Consider the following 23,537-nt stretch of genomic DNA (forward strand, 5'->3'; position numbering starts at 1 on the left):
CGATAGGCGACCTCGAGCAAAAGGCCGGGATTGGATCTGCCGATGCTGACCGTTCTGCGTGTTGGCTGCGGTTTCATCATCTCGACGGGAAAGCATGCCTCGATGCGGGCGTGGCCGAGCTCAAGCGGATGATCACAGAACGCGACGGGACCGAGTTGCGTACTGGCGAATCCCGGCGTCAGCGATGGCCGGCTCTGAGCGACGATCAGAAGGCTGCTTTACAAGCATATGCCGACAGGGATGGCCGACGCTGGAAGAGCATCCTCAGTGAAGTCTGGATGGGTGTGCCGCCTCATGACGATGGCGGGATCTTGCGCGGTCTCCGTAACACCCATGGTCCCACATGGCTTCAATCCTACCGGTTGCCGAAAGCAGCACTGGGGCCAGTCCGACGGTATCGCGGCGGTCTCACGCCTGGGCGCCGGCGAATGCGAGGAGTAGAGCGGGCTGGAGCCATATTCCTATCGTGTCCGGTGATGGCACCGTGACGGTTTGTCCTTCGGTTTTGCTGCGGTCTGAACCAGCGTCCGTCCGCTTCAAGGCCGCTCTCGCGCCGCGGGGCGGCCGGAACCCGCCGTCCTGCACGGAGCAGCTCCGCTCGGCTTCGCAGGGCAATTTCCCTGCTCGCTCGCAGATCGGCTCCGCTTGGCCTGGCGTGACCGGGCCTTGAAGCGCCCGTCTGCCGCCGGTTCGTGGCGACCGCACCGAAGGGCAAGCCGGCACGGGGCCGGAACCGCTTCGGCTCGAAAGGAAGAGACATGGCCAAGCCCACAAACAATCCTCGCCAGACCGCCCGGGTCGTTCAGCTCCGCAAGGGCGCCACCGTCGAAATGGTCCGCCTTACCTGCCCAGACAGCGCCCAGGCGATCAAGATCGCCGAAAGCTTCGGGAACGCTGTTGTCGACAGCGACGGGATCCGAGATCTTCACGAACGGCTCATCATCGAGACCGCGGATGCGCTCAGCGAAGGCCTTGGCGAACGGGCCATGCAGATCCACCTGCAACGGATCGTCGGCGCCTATGTCGGCTCCGCCCACGGCGCAGGTCAATTCTACAGCAATGCCGTCACCCAGGCACGCGATGCTACCGCTAAGGCGGCAAACGACGCCCGAGACGAAGATCTTGACGGTCCCGTCGGCTACGATAGCGCCGCCCACCGCAAGCGGGAGTTCGCCGCCGACATGGGCATTCAGGCCCACGCACTACGGATGGCAGCTGAAGGTGCTGTCGCTGCCTACAAGCAGATCGTCGGCGAGAACTGGAAGCCGTTCGATCGCCCGATCGACAATCCCGGCCATTCCGTCGACCGCAAAGCGGCCGCGGTCCAGATGTCCGCGTTCGACTGACACACTGCTGCGGGGCTCGCCCCGCCTTTCATCTTTACGGGCCGCCTCCCTGGGGCGGCTTTTTTCATGCCGGCTTTGCTGGAGAGAACGGGGAGAAGAAAACCGATCGGGCCATTGCAGCCCGTCTCGGGCGTTGGACCTGCAGGAGCCGCCCACGTCAGGCAACGGCTTCGCCGTCCTCCACGTCGTTTCGGCCGTTCCGGTGCAAGTCGTTGGCTCATGGCTCCTACCCTTGGCCTCCGCGACGGGGCCGCGATTGGCGCGGCTCCAAATAGTGGAGAAGAAAAATGAGCAGGAAGACCGAAAGCCGGCGCATCGACATCTATTCCCGGATCACTGATCGGATCATCGAGGAACTCGCCGGCGGGGTCCGCCCGTGGATGAAGCCCTGGAACGCAACGAATATCAATGGCCGGATCACTCGCCCGCTCCGCCACAACGGCCAGCCGTATTCCGGCATGAACGTTCTCCTGCTCTGGTCAGAGCAGATGTCGCGTGGCTTCGCTTCATCGATGTGGATGACCTTCAAACAGGCGTTGGAACTCGGCGCCGCTGTTCGAAAGGGCGAGACTGGATCGACGGTCGTATTCGCAAGCCGGTTCACCAAATCCGAAGCGGACGGAAACGGTGGGGAGGTCGATCGAGAGATCCCGTTCCTCAAAGCCTATTCCGTGTTCAACGCCGAGCAGATCGACGGATTGCCCGAGCATTACTATAGCCGGCCAGAGATCGTGCTCGATCCCGTCGCACGGATCGAGCAGGCGGATCGGTTTTTCCGCAACACCGGCGCGGTGATCCGCCACGGCGGAAATCAGGCTTTTTATGCACCCGGTCCTGACGTCATCCAGATGCCACCCTTCGAGACCTTCAAGGACGCGGCAAGCTACTATGCCACGCTAAGCCATGAAGCGACCCACTGGACCGCAGATGAGAACCGCGTCGGCCGCGACCTGTCACGCTATGCCAAGGATAGAAGCGAACGTGCTCGCGAAGAACTCATTGCCGAGCTTGGCAGTTGTTTCCTGTGCGCAGATCTTGGGATCGCCCCCGAACTTGAACCGAGGCCTGACCACGCGTCGTACCTTCAGTCGTGGCTGAAGATATTGGCCGACGACAAGCGGGCAATTTTCCAGGCGGCCGCGCATGCGCAGCGCGCAACGGCATTCCTTCACGGGCTTCAGCCGGAGGCAGCCGGTAGGCGGGACGCTGCTTGAGCGCTTGAATGTTCAGGGAGCTTATGGTTGGTCGCCGCTCTTGGCGGTGGCCGGCTCTGCCAACATGTCAGTTGGGCCAGATCTTCCGGGCTGCTCAAATCCAACTTTGCCCAGATCGAAGGCTTAGGAGCGGAAGGCTTCAGCTTCCGGGACTGCTTGATTTCGACGATAAACGGTTTCGTCTGCGTTGCCATATGTCCTCCAGGCGATGATTCGCGGGGCAACTCTATCGCGGCGAGTTTCTCTCGTAAGCGGACCTTGGTCGGATGTCGTCGAGTATTGTGCGTATCTTTGACGTGGCCCTGGCAGATTGCTGATCAGCTGCGGCCGTTCATAGTGTTCCCCGGTGCGGGCCGCCATTGCCATATCCCTTTCCCTTGCCGACAGGGCTCCATCCGCGGGCTCGATGAGGCATGTCTGGCCGGAGAACGGCTACGCCTCGCTCGTATTCCCGCAACGGCGTTCCGAGACTTTCATCCCCTGCCGGCTACGCCGTCATTCCTCGCGAAACAAGAAAGCATCTCCACGCCGCCCTCCACTGTGTTCCGGCCCTGAGGCCCACCCCATTGCGCAGGCGCAACGGGGACCCCGGGGGGTGCGGTCCGAYYGTCCCCGGCCTTTGCGACTGCCATCGAGGCCGCAATGGAGCGGCCCGAAACAGCGAAAAGGAATACGACAATGGCTACCATCGGCACCTTCACCTCTAACCGCGTCGAAAACCCCTCCGACAAGGGCCCGCACTTCCGGATCTACGCAGCCGGAGCCGTCGAACTCGGCGCCGCCTGGCAGAAGCACTCGGAGCAGACGGGCCGCGACTACCTCTCGGTCAAGCTCGATGACCCGAGCTTCCCCGCCCCCATCTACGCAACGCTGACGGAAGTCGAAGGCGAAAAGGAACTCCAGCTGATCTGGTCCCGCCCGAACCGAGACTGAGGAACCAAGCCCCGCCCGAAAGGGCGGGGCCATATGATCCCCGAAAAACCTAAAGCCGGATCAGGCTTCCAGCCTGGCCCGGCTTTTTTGGTGGCACACGAGAGGGAGGGATAGCTGCTCAGAAACCGGGAGTGTGCCGCTCGCGCATGCCGGCCTCAAGGATGGGCGGTTCCCCCAATTTTCTCCGGCCGCCGATGGCGCCCTCCGCAAATCGGCTCCCCCACTCCCCGGCCCTGCCGGTCGCTTGCGCGATCCCTGACCCCGCCATCCCCTCCCGGCCGCTGTCGTCGTCTTTCACACTCAAGGAGCTCAGACGATGACCTACAACATTGAAATCCAGATCGAGGAACTGCGGGCCGAACTTCGTAACGCGTGCGACGCCGGCGAGCGTCGCCAGATCCAGGCCGAACTGGAAGTCGCCCGGGCGGAGCTTGCGGCCGTCGCCTTGCGGAACGAGATCGTTGATCGGGAGCCTCCTTACTGAGGAGCAATCGATAGCGCGGCGCCATTGTCGACTGTCGCGGTGCTCCTGTGATCCCATTCATCGACATCAGGGATGGTGCGTCTCGAGCGTCGTGCCGCAACCTGATGCCGTCAGAATTTTCCTTAGCCTTCGGCTTCCTCGCCAGCCAAAATTCAGCCGTCCTCAGGCCTCCGCTTCGCTGCGGTCGTTTCGATGCAGCACTCCTTCCCGATCAGCATCTCATCCCCGCGATGAAACGCAATCACAGGAGAACCATCATGCAACAGGTCGCAAAATACCTCACCGCCACCGGCCGCCGCCTGCGCACTCTCGGCAAGGTCATCGGTCACTTCTTGCGCAAAGGAAAGCTCCGTCTGAAGGTCGCGATCAAGATCCCCTTCTTCGTCGACATCGAGGTCAACCTCGAGACCGACTGGAACCGGCGCCCGTAAGGCGCCCGGAAAAGTGGAGCTGGCCCGCTCCAGCGGGCCGGTTCCTCAGCACCAGGGTTCGCGCCGGCCCGACCAGGTCCGCGCCAGACCCTCGGAGACCAGCCGATCGCCGAGGCTTCTTCCGTCTCGGACGAGTACCCGGAGCTTGCGGCCGTAACGATCCGTATCACGGCCTGGCCAAGCCTGGAGTTGGAATGGCCCCTCATTGACGAGCTCGATCAGCCGCTCTGTTGCCTTGTTGCCAAGTGCCAGTTCCGACCCGCATTTCGGCGTGCTGATCTCGGGGGCATCGATATCAGCAACCCTCACCTTCTGACCGTTGATCCAAAGCGTATCACCATCGACAACGCAGTTGTAACGAGCCCCAGATGCACATTTGGGATAGCTCAAGGTTTGTGCGGATTGCGCGGCTTCACCGTACGAAACAGGGGAGATGGCCCCTAGCAGAACAGCGGCGGATATGACGCCTGTCAGAATTGATTTCAGCGGATTGCTCCAAGCTCGATGCGGGTAGATGGAGCGCATCTATCGGATTCGCCTGAGATCGCGGGCCTCGTTCGGTAGCCTCGCGCCCTCTTCTGTCGGGTCAGTTCAAGGAAGAGGGATACCGCATCTTTCTCCCGATCGAAGTGGTGGATCAATGTCTGGCCCTTGCTGCCGATCCGTCCCCATCGTCGCGTCAGGCAAAGTTCACCAAACAGATTGCTGTCGATCGACATCGCATAGTAGCGAGCCATATTCTTGGCGCGGTCAGTGCGTTCGACGTAGAGCTGGTAGGGCTGAGCGATCATGACTGAGAATCGCGCGTGCGAAGTCCTCGGTCCAACGACAAATATGAATCGGTTTGGCGTGATCGATTCAATCTGGTGAAGCGTTCGAAATGTCAGGTCTTGGGCGATCCGCCTTCGGCGTACGGCTCTATTCGCCACGGCGAACGAAGCCCGCAAACGGTCTCCGCCCATTCGGGTCACGATCCTCTCGCTGCGCGGAGGCATTGATCAGTATCCGAGATAGCCCAGGATATCCGCGCGCCATAATATTCCCCCTCCTCGTCGGCATGCGCGATGACCTCGCCGGTAGCTTCGTCAAACAATGCCCTGTCATCTTCACGGACGGTGGCCGTGACTTTGTGGATCCGGCATACCTCGATCGCGTCTTCAGTTGTAACCTGCGCCTCACACGCTTCCCAATATCGCATTTGATCGATCCTCCCGCTTCTAGTTCGGTTCAGGCGAAGCCGGAACTTCAGCACCCTCACCACGCTGTTGAAACCTGTTTTGCCCGACGCAAGAGGTCATATCCGGCCGACGAAACCAGATCGCGCGGCCGCATCGCAATGGCGCATTGCCCGCCGTGAAGACGATCTGCTCGTCGGCGCGCATGCGCAGGACTTCATGCGGCTGGATGAGCTGCCTCGAGGCAAGCTGTTTCGAACGTGTCCGAGACGATCCGCGCGATTGAAAACTGCGGCTGACCTGGTCGATTTCGACCGTCGTCGTGCCGCATCGACGCGAGATATAGTCGGCGGTTTCCGGGTCGTTGATGGCGGCAAAAGAGATCCAGCTGGCGCTCTCGAACCATTTGCTGGACGCATCACGTCCGCCATAGGTTTCCCGCAGCTGGCCGATTGACTGGTAGATCATCGTCAGCGTGATGCCATATTTTCGTCCGGCATCACGCGCCGTCTCCAGCACCCGCATGTAGCCAAGTCTTGCGACCTCGTCGAGGAGAAACAGTGCACGGCCTTTGATCGCTCCATCCCGATTGTAGATTGCGTTGAGGAAGGAGCCGATGATGACGCGCGCGAGGCCGGAATGCGTCTCCAATGTCTTGAGGTCGATGTTGATGAAGACGTCGGTCTCGCCGTCGGCCAGCGCTTCGGTGGAGAAGCTCGAGCCCGACACCAGGGCGCCGTAGTTCGCATAGCTTAGCCAATGCGTTTCCTTGATCGCATTGGCGTAGACGCCGGAGAATGTCTCCGGCGTCATGTTGACGAAGGCGGCGACATTCTCCTTCACGAAGGCGGACGCGGAGTTGTCGTAGATCTCCTGCAGGCGCGCGCGAAGCTTTGGCTCTGGCTCCGACAGGTTCGCGCGAACCTGCCTTAAAGTCTGGTGTTTAGCGTCCGTGTGGCCGGAGAGGCAAACGTCGGCGATCATCGCGGTCAGTAGCTGTAGACCGGATGAACGAAAAAAGTCATCGCGGACGCCGGTCGCACGACCGCTATCGCTCATGATCCATGATGCGACGGCCGCGATGTCCTCTTCTTTGGTGGCGCCATGACGACCGATCCAGTCGAGGGCGTTGAAGCCAGAACCAGCGTTCTTCGGGTCGAGGACGATGACGTGCCGGCGCGCTTTGCGCCGGTGCTCCACCACCATCGGCGCCACCTCATTGGACGGATCAAGCACGATGAGCGAGCCGCCCCATTTGAGAGCGGTCGGGACTGTCACCGACGTCGTCTTGAAACCACCCGAACCGGCGAAGACGATCCCGTGCGACGAGCCGAACGAGCCGTCGAAACACAAGAGCGGCGCGGAGCCACCCTTGCCCCAGGTCGTCGGCTCGCCCGGTCGAAACGACGTCGCCGCCGGATCGTCCCGGTCGACACGATAACGCTCGCCGATGACGATACCGCCCGTACGGGCAAAGAGCTTCTCCGCCTCCTGCATCGTCATCCAGTCTGCCTCGCCGTGCAAGGCGCGCTTGCCACGAATGCGTCGCGGCTCGCTTCGTGTAAACGCGGCATTGCCCATTCTCGCAACACGCAGCGCGAAGAGTGTCACGAGCAGTGCTGCGCCCGCTCCTGCGATGGTCGAAGGATCGGCATAGGACAGAAGCGTCCTTCCCGCGGGGACCTGCCCGGCAAACGCCAGCAGGCGCGATCCCTCCCTGATCGCTGCGACGACGATCACGCCGAGGCCGCCTGCTGAGACGCTCCAACCGGCCGCCTTGACGTTGATCGACCCCCTCGTTCCGAACAGAAACATCATCCCGCAGGCGCCAGCGAGCGCATAGGGCAATGCCAGCCCAATCCGCCCGAGCATCAGCTTTGCCTGCTCGGTCGTTCCGAACGCGGCGAGCCACCGTTCGATGCCGGGGAAGATCAAACAAACGGCGATCATGGCAACGGCCAAAATGGCAACAAGGATCTTCCTAGGCGTCATCGGCAAATGCCCTCGCTCCGAGTTCACTCAGGCGGGTTCGCTCCGCCTCGTCAGACTTCATCCGAGCGCTGGCATCGATTAGAAGCCCGAGCAGCAGCGCACGTTTCTCGTAGCGCAAGCCCGCCTTGACGATCAGGCCGCCGAGCTCGATCTTCTCCCGCGCGTCCTTCTTGCGGGCTTCAGTCGCTGTCATCTTTTGCATCCGCTCAAGTCTCCGCAGATTGGCCCGCAGCCTCGCCAGCGCCGTTCGGCGGCGTGGTGGCAGGCTTGCGTCCCTGGGCGAGTTTCGTTCCTGCGCGAAACCGGCCGGCGACCTCCTCGAATGCCGATAGAAGATTAGCCTCTTCGATCTCGATCTCCCCGATCCCCGCACGTAACGCAATGCGCCCGATGCGCTCGGCATCACGGGTTTCTGCCTGCTTGAGTTGCTCCTGCAAGCGAGCAATCTCTTCGCGGATTTTGGCGGTTGGCTTCTTCATGGGCGTCGCTTCCTCGTGGCTTTCAGTCCGATGAAACCGAACCTTGCCCCGAATTTTCTCCCGATGGGAAGGTGCAACGTTGCACCTCGCCAAAGCGCCAGCTTTCGGCGAATGATCCCGCCGTTCCGAAGGAGCGGATCCGAAGGGCGCAATTATACGTCGCTGGCGCGACGCTTTGTTTTTTGGCCCTGCCAATGGCCTGAGACGGCCTTCCGCTCCCGACGAACAGTTTGATTTCGTTCGATCTTAGGAGCTCGTACTCGTCGTGGCGGTCCCGCATTTCTCAGTCAGCATCGTTGCCCGCGGCTCCGGCCGCAGCGCCGTGCTGTCGGCGGCCTACCGGCATTGCGCCAAGATGGAGTTCGAGCGGGAAGCCAGGACGATCGACTACAGCCGCAAGCAAGGGCTGCTGCATGAGGAGATCGTCATTCCCGAGGACGCACCGGAATGGCTGCGGGAGATGATTGCCGATTGCTCGGTCTCCAGCGCCTCGGAAGCCTTCTGGAACAAGGTCGAGGCCTTTGAGAAACGGAGCGATGCGCAGCTCGCCAAGGATGTGACCATTGCCCTGCCGATCGAGCTGACCGCCGATCAGAATATCGCGATGGTTCGCGATTTTATCGAGCAGCACATCACCGCCAAAGGCATCGTCGCCGATTGGGTGTTTCACGATGCTCCCGGCAATCCGCATATCCACCTGATGACCACTTTGCGGCCGCTGACCGAGGACGGGTTCGGCGCCAAGAAGGTCGCGGTCTTGGGCGCTGACGGCAATCCTGTTCGTAACGATGCGGGCAAGATCGTCTACGAGCTTTGGGCCGGCGGAGCCGAGAACTTCAACGCGTTCCGCGACGGATGGTTTACGATCCAGAACCAGCATCTGGCGCTGGCGGGTCTCGATATCCGTGTGGATGGCCGCTCCTTCGAGAAGCAAGGGATCGAGTTGACACCGACAATTCATCTCGGCGTCGGGACGAAGGCGATCGAACGGAAAGGCGACGCTGCGGAGGAGAAGGTCTCACTCGAGCGGCTGGAGCTGCAGGAAGAACGCCGCGCCGAGAATGCACGGCGTATCCAGCGCAATCCGGAGATCGTGCTGGACCTCATCACCCGCGAAAAGAGCGTCTTCGAGGAACGCGATATCGCCAAGGTCCTCTACCGCTATATCGACGATGCTGCGCTCTTCCAGAACCTGATGGCGCGGATCCTGCAGAGCCCGCAGACGCTGCGGCTTGACCGTGAGCGCATGGATTTCGCCACCGGCGTCAGGGCAGCGGCAAAATACACGACGCGGGAGCTGATCCGCCTTGAAGCGCAGATGGCCAATCAGGCGATCTGGTTGTCGCAGCGATCCTCTCACGCCGTCAAGTCGGCGGCCCTGAATGGTGTCTTCTCTCATCATGACCGCCTGTCGGACGAGCAGAAGAATGCGATCGATCATGTCACTGGTCCGGAGCGGATCGCCGCCGTGATCGGGCGCGCCGGCGCTGGCAAGACGACGATGATGAAGGCGGCGCGCGAAGCCTGGGAGACGGCCGGCTATAGGGTGGTCGGCGGCGCGCTTGCGAGCAAGGCTGCAGAAGGACTTGAGAAGGAAGCCGGTATCGCCTCCCGTACGCTATCGGCCTGGGAGCTCCGATGGGATCAGCAGCGAGACCGACTTGATGACAAGACCGTCTTCGTCCTCGACGAGGCCGGCATGGTCTCGTCCCGGCAGATGGCACGCTTTGTCGAAGCGGTCACGGCATCAGGTGCGAAGCTCGTCCTGGTCGGCGATCCCGAGCAGCTTCAGCCGATCGAAGCTGGTGCTGCCTTCCGCGCCATTTCCGAGCGGATCGGCTATGCAGAACTCGGGACGATCTACCGCCAGCGCGAACAATGGATGCGCGATGCTTCCCTTGATCTCGCGCGTGGGAACGTCTCGGCTGCACTCGACGCTTACGTACAGCGGGATATGGTGCGGACCGGTTGGACAAGGGGCGATGCGATCACGTCCTTGATCGCCGATTGGGACCGCGAATACGATCCGGCCAAGGTGACCCTGATCTTGGCCCATCGCCGTGTCGATGTGCGGCTATTGAACGAGATGGCGCGCGGCAAGCTGTTAGAACGAGGTGTGATCGAGGCCGGTCATGCGTTCAAGACGGAAGACGGGACGAGGCATTTTGCGGCTGGCGATCAGATCGTCTTCCTGAAGAATGAGGGATCACTCGGCGTCAAGAACGGCATGCTGGCGCGGGTCATCGAGGCGCAGCCTAGGCGCATCGTGGCCGAGACCGGCACCGGCGAAGGCCGGCGTCAGGTCGTAGTCGAACAACGTTTTTACACCAATGTCGATCACGGCTATGCCACCACGGTCCACAAGAGCCAGGGTGCCACCGTCGACCGCGTCAAGGTGCTGGCGTCGAGCACGCTGGACCGGCATCTCTCCTATGTCGCCATGACCCGTCACCGCGAGACGGCGGAGCTCTATGTCGGGCTGGAAGAGTTCGCGCAACGGCGCGGCGGCGTGCTGATCGCCCATGGCGAAGCGCCCTACGAACACAAGCCCGGCATCCGAGACAGCTACTACGTGACGCTTGGCTATGCCGATGGCCAGGAGCGCACCGTCTGGGGCGTCGATCTCGCGCGGGCGATGGATGAATCGAAAGCCGAGATCGGTGATCGCATTGGCTTGAAACACGTCGGATCGCAGCGCGTCACGCTTCCCGACGGCAAGGAGGTCGATCGGAATTCCTGGAAGGTCGTGCCGATCGAGGAGTTGGCGATGGCTCGGCTCCATGAGCGGCTTTCGCGTTCCGGATCGAAGGAGACGACGCTCGATTACCAGGACGCCTCGCACTATCGCGCGGCGCTGCGATTTGCCGAGGCACGTGGCCTCCATCTCATAAACGTCGCCCGCACGATCGCGCACGATCAGATCCAATGGACCGTCCGCCAATCGTCAAAACTCGCCGAGCTGGGCGCACGCCTTGCCGCCATTGCGACAAGGCTCGGCCTTGGCGGAACGAAGTCGACCGCATCGACAACATCTGCAATCAAGGAGGTAAAACCCATGGTCTCAGGTACGACGACCTTCCCCAGATCGATCGCTCAGGCGGTCGAAGACAGGCTCTCGGCCGACCCCGGCCTGAAGGACCGCTGGCAGGAGGTTTCCGCTCGCTTCCATTACGTCTTTGCGGATCCGCAGGCAGCCTTCAAGGCGGTCAATGTCGACGCCATGCTGACGAATGAGACGGTAGCAGCAACGACGCTTATGCGGATTGCGGAGCGGCCGGAAAGCTTCGGCGCGCTGAAGGGCAAGACCGGTCTGTTTGCCGGCAGCACCGAGAAGCAGGCGCGCGATACAGCAATCCTCAACGCGCCAGCCCTTGCCCGCGATCTGCAGGGCTTCATCGCGCAACGCGCGGAGGCTACCAGCCGCTATGAGGACGAGGAGCGCGCGGTCCGCACCAAGCTCTCGCTCGACATCCCTGCCCTCTCCGCATCGGCAAAGCAGGTGCTCGAGCGCGTGCGCGATGCGATCGATCGAAACGATATCCCTGCCGGTCTCGAGTTTGCCCTCGCGGACAAGATGGTGAAGGCCGAGCTCGAAGGTTTCGCCAAGACTGTGTCGGAGCGCTTCGGAGAGAGAACCTTCCTGACACTCGCGGCAAAGACTGCGGACGGCAAGGCGTTCGAGGTAGCATCCGCGGGTATGCAGCCGGCCCAGAAGAACGAACTACGTTCCGCCTGGGACACGATCCGCACCGTTCAGCAACTGGCTGCGCATGAACGGACAGCGGTGGCGCTCAAGCAGGCGGAAACCATGCGCCAAACCCAGACGAAAGGGTTGTCGCTGAAATGACCCCTCGCGAAAAACCCACTCCTGCGAAAGTGCGCCAGAGGCGCCCTGCCCTCGCTCTGATCGCTGCCTCATGCGGTACTGCCCTAGCGGTGATCATCGGCGGGGTCGTCGGCGGCCTGCGGATCAACACCACGCCCAGCGAGCCGCTCGGTCTATGGCGTATCGCACGGCTCGATCGCCCGGTTCACGTAGGCGACATGGTGTTCGTTTGCCCGCCTGTGACCGAAACTGTCTCGGAGGGTTTCGCGCGAGGCTACCTTCGCGCGGGCTTGTGCCCGGGTGGTTTTGGTCCGCTCATTAAAACGGTTGCGGCGGTCGGCGGTCAGCGCATTGATGTCACCGGCGACGTCACGATCGATGGGCGGCCGATCGAAAGCTCGAACCCCGTGTCTCGGGACGGCCAAGGACGACCTCTGCGCCCGTATGCGGGAGGGACGGTTCCGGCCGGCTTCCTGTTCCTGCACTCACCGTTTCCCGGGTCCTGGGACTCGCGATACTTTGGGCCGGTCCCCGCGTCTGGTGTCCTTGGTTTTGCAATGCAGGTACTGACCTATGCGCCCTGATTGGATTCAACCACTTGCCCTCGCGCTGGCTTCTGCCACGGTTGGGTGTATCGCCTGGACCGGACACGCATTGGCGCTTCCCGCAGCAATCGCTTTTCCGGCGCTTTGGTCACTGGCACGCAGCCGTCGCACTGCAAGTATGGCTGCTGCTGCCTATTTTCTGGCGGCGTCGCGTGGTCTTCCGCAAGGCGTGGTGGCCTTCTATCAATCGGACATCTGGCCGGGACTAATGCTGTGGCTTGTCGCCTCAAGCGGCTTCGTTATGGTTCACGGCGCCCTGTGGTCGCGCCATTACGGCGCCTGGAAAGCCCTGCGATACACGATTGCGATGGTCCTGATGGCGCTGCCACCGTTCGGCATTGTCGGCTGGGCCCATCCGGTCACTGCGGCAGGCATTCTTTTTCCAGGGTGGGGATGGTCAGGGCTTGCGGCAGTGACAGCCGGTCTCGCGATCATGACAACGCAATATAGACCGGCTGCAGCCATCACCCTCGTAGGTTTCTGGCTCTGGTCCGCCGCATTCTGGACCACTCCCGACATAGGGCGTGGGTGGCAGGGCGTCGACCTGCAGCTCGGAAATAGTCTGGGCCGCGATACCAGTCTTGCTCGCCATAGTGACCTTGTTGCAACGTTGCGCCTACAGCGCCGGCCCGACACCGCCTACATGCTCTTGCCTGAAAGTGCTCTCGGGTTTTGGACGCCCTCGGTGGAGCGTTCGTGGCGGCAGCAGCTCGCCGGTGGCGATCTGAGCGTCATCGCCGGCGCAGCTGTAGTCGATGCGGAGGGATACGATAATGTCCTGGTCCGAGTCTCGGCCACCGAAAGTGAGATCCTCTATCGGGAACGCATGCCGGTGCCTGGCTCGATGTGGCAACCCTGGCTGCCGCTGATTGGAAAGAGCGGCGGAGCCAGAGCACACTTTTTCTCGAATCCGGCCGTGTCTGTCGGCGGCCGGCGCGTGGCTCCGCTCATCTGCTATGAGCAGCTGATCATCTGGCCCGTCCTGCAGTCGATGCTTCATGACCCTGATCTCATCATCGCCGTCGGAAACGACTGGTGGACCGAGGGGACATCCATCGTCGCGATTCAGCGCGCCAGCACGCAAGCCTGGGCTCGGCTGTTCGGCAAACCTCTCGTGATGTCCTTCAACACCTGATCTGGAGAAAGACCATGGACGCTGCCCTTATCGCGAAATGCGCCGACCCAAGCCTTCCCCCTGCTATCGTCGAGCAGTTCATTTCGGCAGTCGGTTCCGACGATCCACTGGCCGTAACCGTGAAGGCGGATGGTCGGCTGGTTCTCATCCCCAAGCCTCGCTCTCCCGACGAGGCAATGGCTGTGATCAAGGACTATGTCGGTCATGCCATCGTTCGCGTCGGCATCACACAGTTTCCCGCAGACGTTCGCGTTGGCGACCCGTCACAGCTTCAGCCAGACATGTTCGACGCATGCGCGAACTTGCGAACAGGTACAGGCATATTTGCAAAGGTCGCCCGCATCGTCACCAAATGGTACGGCCGTCCCACGAACAGCGAGCTCCTTCCGCAGTTGTTCGATGATACGGTCTACGCTTGGAAGACAGGAACCTTCGAGGGCGACAACGTGTTCCGAGCCAACGATCCCGGTGGTCCGACCTTCATGAATAAAAGCTCAGAAAAGCCGGCTGACGATGGTGAACCCGCGGCGCCTCCTCCCGAAAGTGAAAATAGCACACAGTCAGCCGAGCCGAGTAGTGCCAACGTGGGAGGAATGAGGATCGACCTTTCCCGGATAGGCGGGGGTAGATAAGTCTGATTTGGGCGGCAAAAACATAGCTTTCCCGATTTCTGCCGGGTAAGCTCAGTGCCAATGACCACACCTCCCGAATATCACCTGTTTATCGACGACACCGGCAGCCGAGATCCCGACCATGAGCTTCCTCAACAGCGAAAGGACGGCATGGATTGCTTCGGCTTGGGTGGGTTCCTGATCAAGCAAGAAGATATCGGTGAACTGAAGGTGCGACACACCGAATTCTGCGCTCAGCATGGGATCGACTACCCCCTGCACTCGCACAAAATTCGTGGCGGTCGCGGAGATTTTGGTTGGCTAAGGAATCCTGAGAAGGCGCGGCTCTTCTTTCCGGAACTCGACGCATTTATACTCTCCCTGCCCGTGATTGGGATTGCAGCCGTCATCGATCGACCGGGGTATGTCTTGCGGTATCGCGAGAAATATCAGGAACGACTGTGGCTGATGTGTAAAACCGCCTACTCGATCCTCATTGAGCGGGCGGCAAAGTTCGCCGATAGTCAGGGCCGGACCCTTCGGGTTTTCTTCGAGGCGAGCGGCAAACACGAAGACCGGGATCTGATGACCTATGCCAAGGCGCTCAAGGCCGACGGAATGCCATTCGCGGGCGACGGCGCAAATGCCTATGGCTCGCTTCCTCCAGAGGAATTCCGGCGGATCGTCAGAGGTGAACCCAAGCGCCGGACCAAGGAGGCGGCGATGATGCAGGTCGCTGACCTGATGCTCTATCCGATGGCCAAGGGTGGATATGATCCCACCTACAAGCCCTATGTCGATCTCATCAGGTCGGGCAAACTGATCGACTCGCTGGTTCCCGAACAGGACCGGTCGAGCCTCGGAATCAAATACAGCTGCTTCAAATGAAAAAAGGTCCTTGCGGACCTTAATTCGTTTCGGCCAGCGCCTAGCGCTGACCCCGGAGCGTTGCTCTACTGGAAAAGTAGTGCACGTAAAACTGTTTTGCAAGTTTGATTTGGGCCAGTCGCCAGATTGGGTGCGGAAACGCTCTGAAGCGCTCGCAGGGCGTTCGGTCCTATCAATAGAGAAACCGTTTCAAACTCAGGCCCGCATGCAGGATGTACGGCAGCCGTCCAAGGGAATAGTGGCCACAATTCAGCTTCAAGATCTGTGGTCGGCCACCGTCGTTCTTCAAGCTGGACAACAGGCTCTCCGAGATCGCTGGCATCACAACCTTGTCTCTTCTGGCCAAGACCATCTGGATATCGAGCTCCGCCCGCGCCAAACGACGCGTGTAGTTTTCGAGATTGAGTGGACCCCATGCTCTCCTGAGATCTGCCAGCTCGATCTCATGCTCCAGGCTGTTGCGGATAGTTCGTGTGGCGCGACCCGTCCAAACCATATCCGCAAGGCTCCCCCCTGGTAGAAACAGCGAAGCCTTCGAAACGCTCAGATCATGGGCGGCAATCAATCCTGCGACCCAAGATCCAAGGCTCATGCCCAGGACGGAGATTTCTTGGTAGCCTTCACCCTTCAGCCAGCCGATGAGTTTTTTTCCATCACACACTGCCTGCTTCACCGCTTGGATCGTACGACCAAGATTGGCGCTCAACATGTAATCCGCGTGCAATGAGCCGGGACGGCTACGCTCGAGGTGATAAGGCATCGCGATCTCGACGACCGTGATCCCGCGCCGTGACATAAAGCCGGCAATTTGCGCGTTTCGAGCCCGTGCATTCCAATGGTGAAAAATCACGAGTGCCTTGCGGAGGGATCCACTTCTGGTGATCTTCGCCCAGACGATATTATTCTCAGCGACATCGGTGGATATATCCGAGCGGAATTTAATCCAATCCTCGTTCACCTCGAACCGTTGATTGCCGCGATTTGGCTCATCAAAAAACCCAGGGTCAACCGACGCTTCATCCGCGCGGACACAAAATTCGGAAATGCTCTCGATCTTCTCACCGGGAAAGGCACGGTCGGCATCCAGAATGAAACGCGTCGCCTCCTTGCCGTCTTCACCGCGTCGCGCCCGCTGTTCATCCCACTGATCAAGCCACCTAAGATACAATTTGCTTGGTTCCTACTTCACTGGATCGCCCTCTACCTAGGCCAGGTTCAATCAGGCTGAACACCGCGACGACCACAGCGATAGCCAAAAGGATTGAGAATCCCACGAACGCGTCGATCAGCAGGTATGCGGCAAACAGCAATGTCACGACCGCCGCCATCGTCCACAGCGGTTTATGCAATCGCCCACCGATAGCGCGGATCGAGATTGAACCGTAGACAAAAACGACGATGGTCGAAAGGGCGACAAGCAGGCTGCTGTAGTGGGTGGGCATGCGATAGTGGAACCCATTGCTCGCAGCATCGCGGCCAGCCAGCACTGAAGTGAAATCCCCGGCCAGCCAGTCGAGGATGTTTCTGGCGTTCGATGTCAGATAGGAACTCTGAGCCTTCATGCACAACGCGACGAGAAGACCGAGGATTGTGCAGCGGAATAAACCGCGCATTAGTCTCAGGCACAGCTTGTACACTTCGCCTCGGGACCTAGTTTGATGATGGGCCGCCGCGTCCAGGCCAATTTTCCTGAAGTCGTGGATCATCGTGTACAGCAGAATGAGCCCGGCGAAAAATAGATAGAAGCACAGGCACATGTAGAGGTAAGCGAGCGCAGTGAACACGATCGCCGCCGGGACCGAAATGACCTCCGGCCGCACAATTGCCAGCGTACCCCAGCTTGTAGCGTAGTCGGCTCCGCCTTTTAGTAACGGGATTAGGCAAACGCCAATCCATTGGAAAACACCGGCGAACAACACGCAGATCAGGAAAACTGCCCAGTAGGACAAGGAGGAAGCCTGCACCTGGCTAGCCCATCCATCGTCGCGGGTGCTCGTGTGGCTCCACGTCCACAGCTTCAGGCGTGCCTCTCCTGTCCAAAAGGCGAGCAGTTCGGCTACAAGTGCGAAAAACAGTGGCAAGAGCACCATGAAAAGGATGGTCCAATTCGGAGCCCAAAGAAATCCAACCTCTTTCGCGACATTGTCCGCGCGCAGGTAAATGGCGCTGTGGATCCCAACCATATAGGAAAGGAAGCCGAGAGCGGAGGCGCCGGCAAACACAGCCGCGGGCAAGTTCAGCGGAGAGCCGCCGCTAAAAAACGCCTCCGATCTTCTCGCTAGACTGAGGCGCGGTACGTTCCGAACGTCACCGGGTTCTGGTTCTGTATGGGGCGTGGGCTCGACCGATGACAAGGTCTCATGGTCAACTTGGGGGTCAGGTGATGGATCTGGACGTTCTGGCGCATGGCCATCTATCTTTTTCGCCTCCCGTCTCTTGGCCTGCAGTCGTGCCTGGGCCGCACTTAGCTCCACCTGCCAAGCCGCCGTTGATTCCGGATCATCACATCCAAAAACCCTCGCAAGCCAGCGGATATTCGCCGAGCTAACTCCCCTGTCGTTTTCCTGAAACCAAAGCTGAACAGTCCTCAGATCAACCCCAACGCGGTTCGAATCTATCTGTGAGATCGCGTCGGCAAGCAGCTCTGGCGTCCAAGGGCCGGCTGGAAACCCGTCTTCACCGATTGCTCTGCCTGCGCCCGCCGCAGCCAGTTTCTTGAATAATTCCTTCCAGTCACTACCGTCATTGGGTGGAGGCAGAAATAATTTCCCGTTCTGAAACAATCGATTACCAGTTCTGATTTCGTTTCGTTTCGCGGCACTTCATATTACATCGTGCCAAATCACTCAATCACCCTTTATCGAATTCAGGTTGGATATATTTCGCATAAACGCATAGCGCGTGGTCGACATGCGCAAACAAATGAATCAACCCCAGGACGAGTTGGCGTGTGTCGTCAACGTTAGTCCAAGGGGGCAAGAGCGTCCAGGTCTGCCGATGTTGCCATGATGCACGGTACCGGGGAACCAGCACTGAATGGAGGGGATTTACATGAACCAACTCGTCGCAGGGCTTTTGGAGATCGGTGCTGTCGCACATGATGATGCAACGCTGAAGACCGCATTGGCCGATCTGGCAAAACGGTTCGAGTTTACGGGTTACGACTACGCCAAGCTGCTCCCAGGCGACTTTTCCGTGATATCAAACCTATCGCCTGATTGGCTGAAACGCAGCAGGAAATTCGACGTGGAGCGCCGCCATCCAATCATGAAGCGAGCCCAACAAATCCGTCGCGTCTTTGTATGGTCTGCTAAGGAAGAACAGGGGACGATTCCGGAGGAAAACAAAATCTTCTATGAAACGGCATCGCAATTCGGGATCCGGTCAGGCATCACCTTTCCCATCGCAATTTCTAACGGCGGAATTTCAGTGCTCAGCTTCGTCTCGCCGAAAGAGGTCCTGCGAGGTTGGGAGGAAGTCGATCCAATCGCCGCATCGTCTGCGGTTGGTCAGCTGCACGCCCGCATTGAACAGATAAATGTAATGCCATCGATCCAGCAACCGTTCTATCTCTCGCCGAAGGAGGCGACGTACGCTCGGTGGCTTGCTCTTGGCAAAACGGTAGAAGACACAGCCAAGATTGAGGACGTCAAATACAACACCGTCCGAATTGCGCTCGCGGACGCCAGGCGCCGCTATGACCTTTGTAACAACACGCAGCTTGTGGCTCTGGCAATCCGACGGGGCATGATCTGATCAGACTTCCGGCGTCCGCCCCAGAATGTTGACAAGCGTTGTGAGTGCGCACATCTGCGCGTGCATTTCGATTGTCGCTTCCAGATATGCTACATGCGCATCGCTTGGGTGTTTATCGACCAGCAGACCGTCAGGGTGGGCGATTCGAAACAGCCTTTCTGCACGGTCGACCAGGGTTCGGTGTTTCTTGATCGCATCGACCGTCAGGCCTTCGATCACTTGCTCGGGCTCGTTCGAGAGCAATCCCACAATCGGCCGTAAGTCGATGTCCGACGTCATGTCATTTCTCTCGTGATCCATAATTTCTTAGCCCCTCGCATGACCTGCGCCAACCGGATCGCTCATGTGAGAATCGAGCAACATGTCGCGTACTGTCTTGGAAGGCATTTTAGCGATTGGCCGGTAACACTTCCACTGCAGTTTTGCAGCTTGCAGGACCAGGCGTTCCCAGTCGACGCGGGAGCCGGTGCCCTACGGGACAGCTCGTTTGCTGAACGCTATTGCGATTGCCTGCTCTTGCTGCTCAGAAGTGAGATGCACCTCGTTGATCTCTGTGTCAGGACCGACAACCTCAAAGTCGGTGGGCGTTCGGTCTTCAAACATCCGGTAAACGTTCATTGCTGCCTCTACTGGACTGTCGGCTTCGACGAGCAAGCTGTGTGAGGTCACTTTGTAAAACGGCATGCTCTTCCCCCGGCTCTTTGCCGATACGGCTAGCATCCGGGGAGGCCGCATGGAACGGCCACCATCTTGAAGTAACCTCGGCCGCCTCCCAAATGACCAGATGGCAAACACGGATCGGCACCATGAGAGCGGAAGCTACATCTATCACGAAGGCTTCGCTGAAAGCTCTGCTGCGATTGCCAGGTTTCGGCACCAAAGATGTCTGGGTCGAGTCTGGCTCATTGGTGACCGTCGGGTCGCAACCCGCACTATCGAAATGCTCGAGCAGAAAGGCCTTGTGCGAGAGGTCGCGTTCAACGGGAACCCGGCTTTGATCTTGACCGACGAAGCCAAGAACTTCCTCGCTGGAAAGCACTAGCGGAACATGGAAGCTGCCAGCGAACGCCTGATCGGATCAGCGACGCACTAATGGCTTTCCAAAGAAGCGGTCGCGCTCTTCCATGACTTCGTGCCCCGCAGCATAGTGGTGCGCAATCGCCTCGCGAATGTCCGTGAATGCCTTCACGGTCCGCTTTGAGATGTAGTCGCCGTCGGCATCGACGTTTGACTGCAGTGCATTCGCACAGTCGGTGGCAAGCTTATCAACCTCAGGCGCGATAGCGTAGAGCTGTTGCATCACACGGTCGAGATCGACCTTCGCGCGCTCTGACATTCTATCGACCATCGACAACTCCTTGTCCTTATGAGCCCGGCAGCGTGTCAGACTTTAACCCCGGTAGTTTCCTGGGAAAATAATGTCTTGATCAACGAGCACATTGAACCTGTATCCTGGCCTGATCTTGATCGTTGGCTGGACATTGAGGTTTTTGGAGATTGTCTGTTCCGCAACCCTTCCAAAAGTCTCGGCAAAATTCCGACGTGCCGCGTCTGAGGCTGTGTCCTGCGTTGCAAGAGTCGAGCTCTCAGGCATCGACATGTCAATCCCCGTCCCGATCAGCGCGACCAGCGCGGCCGACCCGAACGTCCGGATGTAGTGGTTATCGACCCTGTCGTTGAAACCGCCGTTGCCCTCCGAGTCTGTCCCAGCCATGCCGCCGATCTGAAGGGTCGAGCCATTTGGGAAGATGATGTCGGTCCAGACGACGAGAACGCGGTTCTGCCCGAATGACACCTTGCTGTCGTATCGGCCAAGAAGCTTTGTGCCTTGTGGCACGAGTGTGTAGTGGCCGGTCGCGCTGTCATAAACGTTCTGGCTGATCTGGGCCGTGATACGGCCCGGCAAGTCGGAGTTGATGCCGGTGATTAGCGTCGCGGGTATCACCGATCCACGTTTGAGCTCGTAGGGTGATTGCTGTGGCACGACCTGATTGGGCAAATAGCCGAGATCCTTGATATCGGCGTTGAAGAAATCTTCCTTGGACGTTTGTCCATTCTGGTCGACCTGACCCGCAGCGCCCGCTCTCAACGCTTCGGTATAGAGATCTTGCGCGCCGCTCGACGCGGTGTTCGATTGACGCGCTCCGGCAGACTGAGCGACCGGCGAGTGTGCCGAGACATCTGACATGTCGACCTTCAGCGGCGAATCGAGAGCCGCCCCCCTCGCCTGCAGGCTTGCCATGCGCTGGCGTTGCTGTTCGCGGAAGATCTGTTCTCGTTGTTCGCGAAGCATTCTGGCATTCCACTCCTCGTCCGATTCCATGCGAGACCTACTGGGCTGCCGTGGTTCAACCTTTGGTTCTGCCTCGACGTGACGAGCGGCTTCCTGCTGCTGCGTAACAGGAGTTGGTTGGAACACCGGCTGCTGTTCCTCCCGGTCACCGATAATGCCATCCTTGACACCCCGCTTAAGCTGATCGGCGAAGGTCGAAGCCGGCGTGCCGGAACCGCCATCATTCGGGTCGTGCTGACCAAATCTGAGCCCACGCGAGGAAAGGCCGTAGACCAGAACGGCGAGGAACAGAACGAGGATACCGATACCGACGAACAGAGGCACGCGATTGAGGCGCTTCATCCCTTTGTCGTCAGCCGATTGATTTGACGTTCCCAGTTGCAGCGATTGGACCATGATCGTCTCCGTCTGTCAGTTTCGCTTCATGAGGGAAAGTGGGCTTGCCGGCGTCGCCACACCATTGCTGACCGAATACGCCCGGCCGAGCGACATGGTGTCCGTGGACAGGCGCGCGAGCACCTGCCCGTCTACGGCAGCAATTGAATAGGCCAGCTCTACCGGCCTGGTTGAATCCCTCGCGCCGGCGCTCTTGTCATCGGTAACGACTGCAAAGCCCCAACCCTTCAATGCCGCCTCGAGCGCGACGGAGAATTCAGACATGTCCTTGTGCATTTTGATGGGAGTGGTCGTTGATCCGGCTTGCTCGGCGAACCGTCCTGCCATGTCGCCGGCGATAGCGCCCGCTGCGGGCCCGGTGATTTCAGCGGGTGCAGTAGTTGTGGAGAGCCCGTCGGTTGCCGTCTGGCATCCAGTTAGGCCGAGAGCGATTGCAATCGGAATGAGGCGATGAAGCTGCATGAATTATTCTCCCCGCCGGATCGTGATCTTCTGCTGTTTCCAGCCGACCCCGGAAATCAGGATGGCCTTGTCGATATTGTAGTCGACGATCATCATGTCGTTCTTCATGCGGTAATTGACGATGCGGTTCTGGCCGCCCGAGACAACGAACAGGACCGGCGCATCTTGACCGGAGATTGCGCGGGGGAACTGGATGTAGGTCTTCTGCCCATCGGAATAGACTCGCTTGGGGCGCCATGGAGCGCTTCCGCTCAAGGCGTAGGAGAAGGCAAGCTGTTCGGGAGCGACACCGCCCTCCGGCCCAGTCATGGCCTGGATGCGGGCATTGATGTCGGAGAGCTTCGTGGCGGCATCTTCGGGATATTCGAACCCGACGCGGGCCATGTATTGCGAGGGGTGCGATTTCAGCTGGATATGATACGTGCGACGTGAGGTCGTCACCACCATGGACGTGACGAGCGCTGGCTCGGACGGCTTGACGATCAGGTGGATCGCCTGACCACCGGCGGCGCCAGAGGTTGCCGGTTCGACCTTCCACCGAACAGTATCGCCGACCAGCACGTCGCGGACGATTTCCCCACCCTGCAGCTCGATATCGCAGACCTGTAAGGGTGAGCAGACGACTGACGGTTGCGTTTCACCGAAGAGGAAAATCACCTTACCGTCCGGCCCACGTGTCACCAGCCCGGCCTGGCCTCGCCATTTGCCGGAGAGGTTCGTCCCCTTTGCCTCGTTGCCCGTCAGGCTCTGCGCGATCGCAGTGGATGAGACCTCGGGCGATACGGCAAGCGCCAGCATGCAGAGAAGCGCGACGCGTTTATGTTTGATCCTCATTGCAGATCCTGCCCTCAAAGTTGCGCGGTCCAGTCGAAATCGGTCACATAGACGCCGATCGGATTGAGCCGGATTGTTGCTTCGTCTTGTAGTGAGGTGATCGACACGGTCGCGATCCCTCGGAAGCGCCGGGTTGCCACCTCCTTGCCTTTCCGGTCGCGCTCGTACTCGGTCCAGTCGATCTGATAGGTCTGGTTCGAAAGCGCGACGATGTTGTTCACCTCGATCGCCACTGTCGCGTTGAGCGCCTTTTCGAACGGCGAGTTGCCGCGAAACCAGGCGTTGACCTTTTGCGTCGAGGCATCGCTCGTCCGCAGCAGGGCATAGGTGCGGTCGATGTATTGCTTCTGGACCACAGCATCCGGTGTGATCGAACGAAAGCTGGTCACGAAATTCCCAAGGGTCGCGCGAACCACCCGCGTATCCGCATATTCGATCTGCTGCGGGAAGCCGCCGGAAACCGTGTTCCCGAGCTTATCGACCTCGACGATGTAAGGGACGAGTTTAACCTGCGTGCTGAGGTAAAGCGCGTAGCCGAAGCCGATAACGGCCATTCCCAGGCTCAGGATGCCAACGGCCCGCCAGGCGGAGGCCGCCTTGACGTAGGAGCCGTAACGTTCTGACCATTCCTGCCGTGCGGCAAGATACGGGTTCTCAGGTGCGGGATGCCCTGCCAT

25 protein-coding genes are annotated in these 23,537 nt (G+C 59.8%); 11 read left to right on the forward strand and 14 right to left on the reverse strand.

What is annotated here, in order from left to right:
- The first annotated feature begins 758 nt into the window (after positions 1-758).
- From ASC90_RS05410 to ASC90_RS29230, 5 genes are all read left to right on the forward strand, one after another.
- Positions 759-1,346: a hypothetical protein gene (locus ASC90_RS05410; protein ID WP_056536426.1), complete on the forward strand. Its 588-nt coding sequence runs from the start codon at positions 759-761 to the stop codon at positions 1,344-1,346.
- Positions 1,347-1,633: 287 nt separating this feature from the next.
- The gene (locus ASC90_RS05415) at positions 1,634-2,560 is read left to right on the forward strand and encodes a zincin-like metallopeptidase domain-containing protein (RefSeq protein WP_056536437.1); all 927 of its coding nucleotides are present in this window, start codon (positions 1,634-1,636) and stop codon (positions 2,558-2,560) included.
- 678 nt (positions 2,561-3,238) lie between these two features.
- Positions 3,239-3,493 (forward strand): DUF736 family protein, encoded by a 255-nt coding sequence (locus ASC90_RS05420; RefSeq protein ID WP_056536440.1) that lies wholly within the window; start codon positions 3,239-3,241, stop codon positions 3,491-3,493.
- A gap of 316 nt (positions 3,494-3,809) precedes the next feature.
- A complete protein-coding gene (locus tag ASC90_RS29225; RefSeq protein ID WP_200950845.1) occupies positions 3,810-3,977 on the forward strand; it encodes a hypothetical protein in 168 nt (55 codons plus the stop codon).
- Positions 3,978-4,234: 257 nt separating this feature from the next.
- Positions 4,235-4,408: a hypothetical protein gene (locus tag ASC90_RS29230; protein WP_200950846.1), complete on the forward strand. Its 174-nt coding sequence runs from the start codon at positions 4,235-4,237 to the stop codon at positions 4,406-4,408.
- Between the two features lie 45 nt (positions 4,409-4,453).
- Here ASC90_RS29230 and ASC90_RS05435 read toward each other — a convergent pair whose 3' ends face one another.
- The 5 genes from ASC90_RS05435 to traC form a co-directional block, all read right to left on the reverse strand.
- Entirely contained in the window at positions 4,454-4,933 is a 480-nt protein-coding gene (locus ASC90_RS05435) for a thermonuclease family protein (RefSeq protein ID WP_244480309.1), read from the reverse strand.
- Positions 4,891-5,199 (reverse strand): WGR domain-containing protein, encoded by a 309-nt coding sequence (locus tag ASC90_RS05440; RefSeq protein WP_056536641.1) that lies wholly within the window; start codon positions 5,197-5,199, stop codon positions 4,891-4,893. The genes ASC90_RS05435 and ASC90_RS05440 overlap by 43 nt, the downstream gene beginning before the upstream one ends.
- A 426-nt stretch (positions 5,200-5,625) precedes the next feature.
- Positions 5,626-7,575 (reverse strand): Ti-type conjugative transfer system protein TraG, encoded by a 1,950-nt coding sequence (traG, locus tag ASC90_RS05450; protein ID WP_056536449.1) that lies wholly within the window; start codon positions 7,573-7,575, stop codon positions 5,626-5,628.
- Positions 7,565-7,777, reverse strand: a complete 213-nt coding sequence (gene traD, locus ASC90_RS05455) for a conjugal transfer protein TraD (RefSeq protein WP_056536452.1) — start codon at positions 7,775-7,777, stop codon at positions 7,565-7,567. The genes traG and traD overlap by 11 nt, the downstream gene beginning before the upstream one ends.
- Before the next feature lie 4 nt (positions 7,778-7,781).
- Positions 7,782-8,054, reverse strand: a complete 273-nt coding sequence (gene traC, locus ASC90_RS05460) for a conjugal transfer protein TraC (RefSeq protein ID WP_056536455.1) — start codon at positions 8,052-8,054, stop codon at positions 7,782-7,784.
- 265 nt (positions 8,055-8,319) lie between these two features.
- On the opposite strand from traC, the gene traA reads away from it, so the two are divergent.
- The 5 genes from traA to ASC90_RS05485 are packed head-to-tail and all read left to right on the forward strand — an operon-like array spanning position 8,320 to position 15,119.
- Entirely contained in the window at positions 8,320-11,901 is a 3,582-nt protein-coding gene (traA, locus tag ASC90_RS05465; protein ID WP_056536458.1) for a Ti-type conjugative transfer relaxase TraA, read from the forward strand.
- Complete coding sequence (traF, locus tag ASC90_RS05470) at positions 11,898-12,464, forward strand: conjugative transfer signal peptidase TraF (RefSeq protein ID WP_056536461.1); 567 nt, start codon at positions 11,898-11,900, stop codon at positions 12,462-12,464. Before traA ends, traF begins: the two co-directional genes overlap by 4 nt.
- The gene (locus tag ASC90_RS05475) at positions 12,454-13,620 is read left to right on the forward strand and encodes a conjugal transfer protein TraB (RefSeq protein WP_056536464.1); all 1,167 of its coding nucleotides are present in this window, start codon (positions 12,454-12,456) and stop codon (positions 13,618-13,620) included. The genes traF and ASC90_RS05475 overlap by 11 nt, the downstream gene beginning before the upstream one ends.
- A gap of 14 nt (positions 13,621-13,634) precedes the next feature.
- Positions 13,635-14,252 carry a TraH family protein gene (locus ASC90_RS05480; RefSeq protein WP_056536467.1) on the forward strand — a complete coding sequence of 206 codons (618 nt, stop codon included), beginning with the start codon at positions 13,635-13,637 and terminating at the stop codon, positions 14,250-14,252.
- 60 nt (positions 14,253-14,312) lie between these two features.
- Positions 14,313-15,119 (forward strand): DUF3800 domain-containing protein, encoded by an 807-nt coding sequence (locus ASC90_RS05485; protein WP_056536470.1) that lies wholly within the window; start codon positions 14,313-14,315, stop codon positions 15,117-15,119.
- A 172-nt stretch (positions 15,120-15,291) separates the two neighbouring features.
- Here the strand turns inward: ASC90_RS05485 and ASC90_RS05490 are convergent, their stop codons facing one another.
- Together ASC90_RS05490 and ASC90_RS05495 are read right to left on the reverse strand one after the other, a co-directional pair.
- The gene (locus tag ASC90_RS05490) at positions 15,292-16,287 is read right to left on the reverse strand and encodes a dienelactone hydrolase-related enzyme (protein WP_056536473.1); all 996 of its coding nucleotides are present in this window, start codon (positions 16,285-16,287) and stop codon (positions 15,292-15,294) included.
- A complete protein-coding gene (locus ASC90_RS05495; RefSeq protein WP_056536476.1) occupies positions 16,277-17,902 on the reverse strand; it encodes a hypothetical protein in 1,626 nt (541 codons plus the stop codon). Before ASC90_RS05495 ends, ASC90_RS05490 begins: the two co-directional genes overlap by 11 nt.
- Positions 17,903-18,170: 268 nt before the next feature.
- Between ASC90_RS05495 and ASC90_RS05500 the strand changes: the two genes are divergently transcribed.
- On the forward strand, positions 18,171-18,875 hold the full coding sequence (locus ASC90_RS05500; protein ID WP_056536478.1) for an autoinducer binding domain-containing protein: 705 nt from the start codon (positions 18,171-18,173) through the stop codon (positions 18,873-18,875).
- Here ASC90_RS05500 and ASC90_RS05505 read toward each other — a convergent pair whose 3' ends face one another.
- From ASC90_RS05505 to ASC90_RS05540, 7 genes are all read right to left on the reverse strand, one after another.
- Positions 18,876-19,175, reverse strand: a complete 300-nt coding sequence (locus ASC90_RS05505; RefSeq protein WP_056536480.1) for a transcriptional repressor TraM — start codon at positions 19,173-19,175, stop codon at positions 18,876-18,878. It abuts the gene before it with no gap.
- A gap of 171 nt (positions 19,176-19,346) precedes the next feature.
- Positions 19,347-19,559, reverse strand: a complete 213-nt coding sequence (locus ASC90_RS05510; protein WP_056536483.1) for a hypothetical protein — start codon at positions 19,557-19,559, stop codon at positions 19,347-19,349.
- Positions 19,560-19,953: 394 nt separating this feature from the next.
- Positions 19,954-20,223: a hypothetical protein gene (locus ASC90_RS05520; RefSeq protein ID WP_056536489.1), complete on the reverse strand. Its 270-nt coding sequence runs from the start codon at positions 20,221-20,223 to the stop codon at positions 19,954-19,956.
- Between the two features lie 42 nt (positions 20,224-20,265).
- The gene (trbI, locus tag ASC90_RS05525) at positions 20,266-21,564 is read right to left on the reverse strand and encodes an IncP-type conjugal transfer protein TrbI (protein ID WP_056536492.1); all 1,299 of its coding nucleotides are present in this window, start codon (positions 21,562-21,564) and stop codon (positions 20,266-20,268) included.
- 15 nt (positions 21,565-21,579) lie between these two features.
- The gene (trbH, locus tag ASC90_RS05530; protein ID WP_056536495.1) at positions 21,580-22,026 is read right to left on the reverse strand and encodes a conjugal transfer protein TrbH; all 447 of its coding nucleotides are present in this window, start codon (positions 22,024-22,026) and stop codon (positions 21,580-21,582) included.
- A gap of 3 nt (positions 22,027-22,029) precedes the next feature.
- Complete coding sequence (trbG, locus tag ASC90_RS05535) at positions 22,030-22,860, reverse strand: P-type conjugative transfer protein TrbG (RefSeq protein WP_056536498.1); 831 nt, start codon at positions 22,858-22,860, stop codon at positions 22,030-22,032.
- A gap of 14 nt (positions 22,861-22,874) precedes the next feature.
- On the reverse strand, positions 22,875-23,537 hold the full coding sequence (locus ASC90_RS05540) for a conjugal transfer protein TrbF (protein WP_056536500.1): 663 nt from the start codon (positions 23,535-23,537) through the stop codon (positions 22,875-22,877).

Source organism: Rhizobium sp. Root1220 (genome assembly GCF_001426265.1).
In the GTDB taxonomy this organism is placed as follows: domain Bacteria; phylum Pseudomonadota; class Alphaproteobacteria; order Rhizobiales; family Rhizobiaceae; genus Rhizobium.

What these genes read in the sequence shown, in the direction of transcription:
- ASC90_RS05410 (WP_056536426.1), top strand. Translation starts at nt 759, where the DNA reads ATGGCCAAGCCCACAAACAATCCTCGCCAGACCGCCCGGGTCGTTCAG.
- ASC90_RS05415 (WP_056536437.1), top strand. Translation starts at nt 1,634, where the DNA reads ATGAGCAGGAAGACCGAAAGCCGGCGCATCGACATCTATTCCCGGATC.
- ASC90_RS05420 (WP_056536440.1), top strand. Translation starts at nt 3,239, where the DNA reads ATGGCTACCATCGGCACCTTCACCTCTAACCGCGTCGAAAACCCCTCC.
- ASC90_RS29225 (WP_200950845.1), top strand. Translation starts at nt 3,810, where the DNA reads ATGACCTACAACATTGAAATCCAGATCGAGGAACTGCGGGCCGAACTT.
- ASC90_RS29230 (WP_200950846.1), top strand. Translation starts at nt 4,235, where the DNA reads ATGCAACAGGTCGCAAAATACCTCACCGCCACCGGCCGCCGCCTGCGC.
- ASC90_RS05435 (WP_244480309.1), bottom strand. Translation starts at nt 4,933, where the DNA reads ATGCGCTCCATCTACCCGCATCGAGCTTGGAGCAATCCGCTGAAATCA.
- ASC90_RS05440 (WP_056536641.1), bottom strand. Translation starts at nt 5,199, where the DNA reads ATGATCGCTCAGCCCTACCAGCTCTACGTCGAACGCACTGACCGCGCC.
- traG (WP_056536449.1), bottom strand. Translation starts at nt 7,575, where the DNA reads ATGACGCCTAGGAAGATCCTTGTTGCCATTTTGGCCGTTGCCATGATC.
- traD (WP_056536452.1), bottom strand. Translation starts at nt 7,777, where the DNA reads ATGCAAAAGATGACAGCGACTGAAGCCCGCAAGAAGGACGCGCGGGAG.
- traC (WP_056536455.1), bottom strand. Translation starts at nt 8,054, where the DNA reads ATGAAGAAGCCAACCGCCAAAATCCGCGAAGAGATTGCTCGCTTGCAG.
- traF (WP_056536461.1), top strand. Translation starts at nt 11,898, where the DNA reads ATGACCCCTCGCGAAAAACCCACTCCTGCGAAAGTGCGCCAGAGGCGC.
- ASC90_RS05475 (WP_056536464.1), top strand. Translation starts at nt 12,454, where the DNA reads ATGCGCCCTGATTGGATTCAACCACTTGCCCTCGCGCTGGCTTCTGCC.
- ASC90_RS05480 (WP_056536467.1), top strand. Translation starts at nt 13,635, where the DNA reads ATGGACGCTGCCCTTATCGCGAAATGCGCCGACCCAAGCCTTCCCCCT.
- ASC90_RS05485 (WP_056536470.1), top strand. Translation starts at nt 14,313, where the DNA reads ATGACCACACCTCCCGAATATCACCTGTTTATCGACGACACCGGCAGC.
- ASC90_RS05500 (WP_056536478.1), top strand. Translation starts at nt 18,171, where the DNA reads ATGAACCAACTCGTCGCAGGGCTTTTGGAGATCGGTGCTGTCGCACAT.
- ASC90_RS05505 (WP_056536480.1), bottom strand. Translation starts at nt 19,175, where the DNA reads ATGGATCACGAGAGAAATGACATGACGTCGGACATCGACTTACGGCCG.
- ASC90_RS05510 (WP_056536483.1), bottom strand. Translation starts at nt 19,559, where the DNA reads ATGCCGTTTTACAAAGTGACCTCACACAGCTTGCTCGTCGAAGCCGAC.
- ASC90_RS05520 (WP_056536489.1), bottom strand. Translation starts at nt 20,223, where the DNA reads ATGGTCGATAGAATGTCAGAGCGCGCGAAGGTCGATCTCGACCGTGTG.
- trbI (WP_056536492.1), bottom strand. Translation starts at nt 21,564, where the DNA reads ATGGTCCAATCGCTGCAACTGGGAACGTCAAATCAATCGGCTGACGAC.
- trbH (WP_056536495.1), bottom strand. Translation starts at nt 22,026, where the DNA reads ATGCAGCTTCATCGCCTCATTCCGATTGCAATCGCTCTCGGCCTAACT.
- trbG (WP_056536498.1), bottom strand. Translation starts at nt 22,860, where the DNA reads ATGAGGATCAAACATAAACGCGTCGCGCTTCTCTGCATGCTGGCGCTT.
- ASC90_RS05540 (WP_056536500.1), bottom strand. Translation starts at nt 23,537, where the DNA reads ATGGCAGGGCATCCCGCACCTGAGAACCCGTATCTTGCCGCACGGCAG.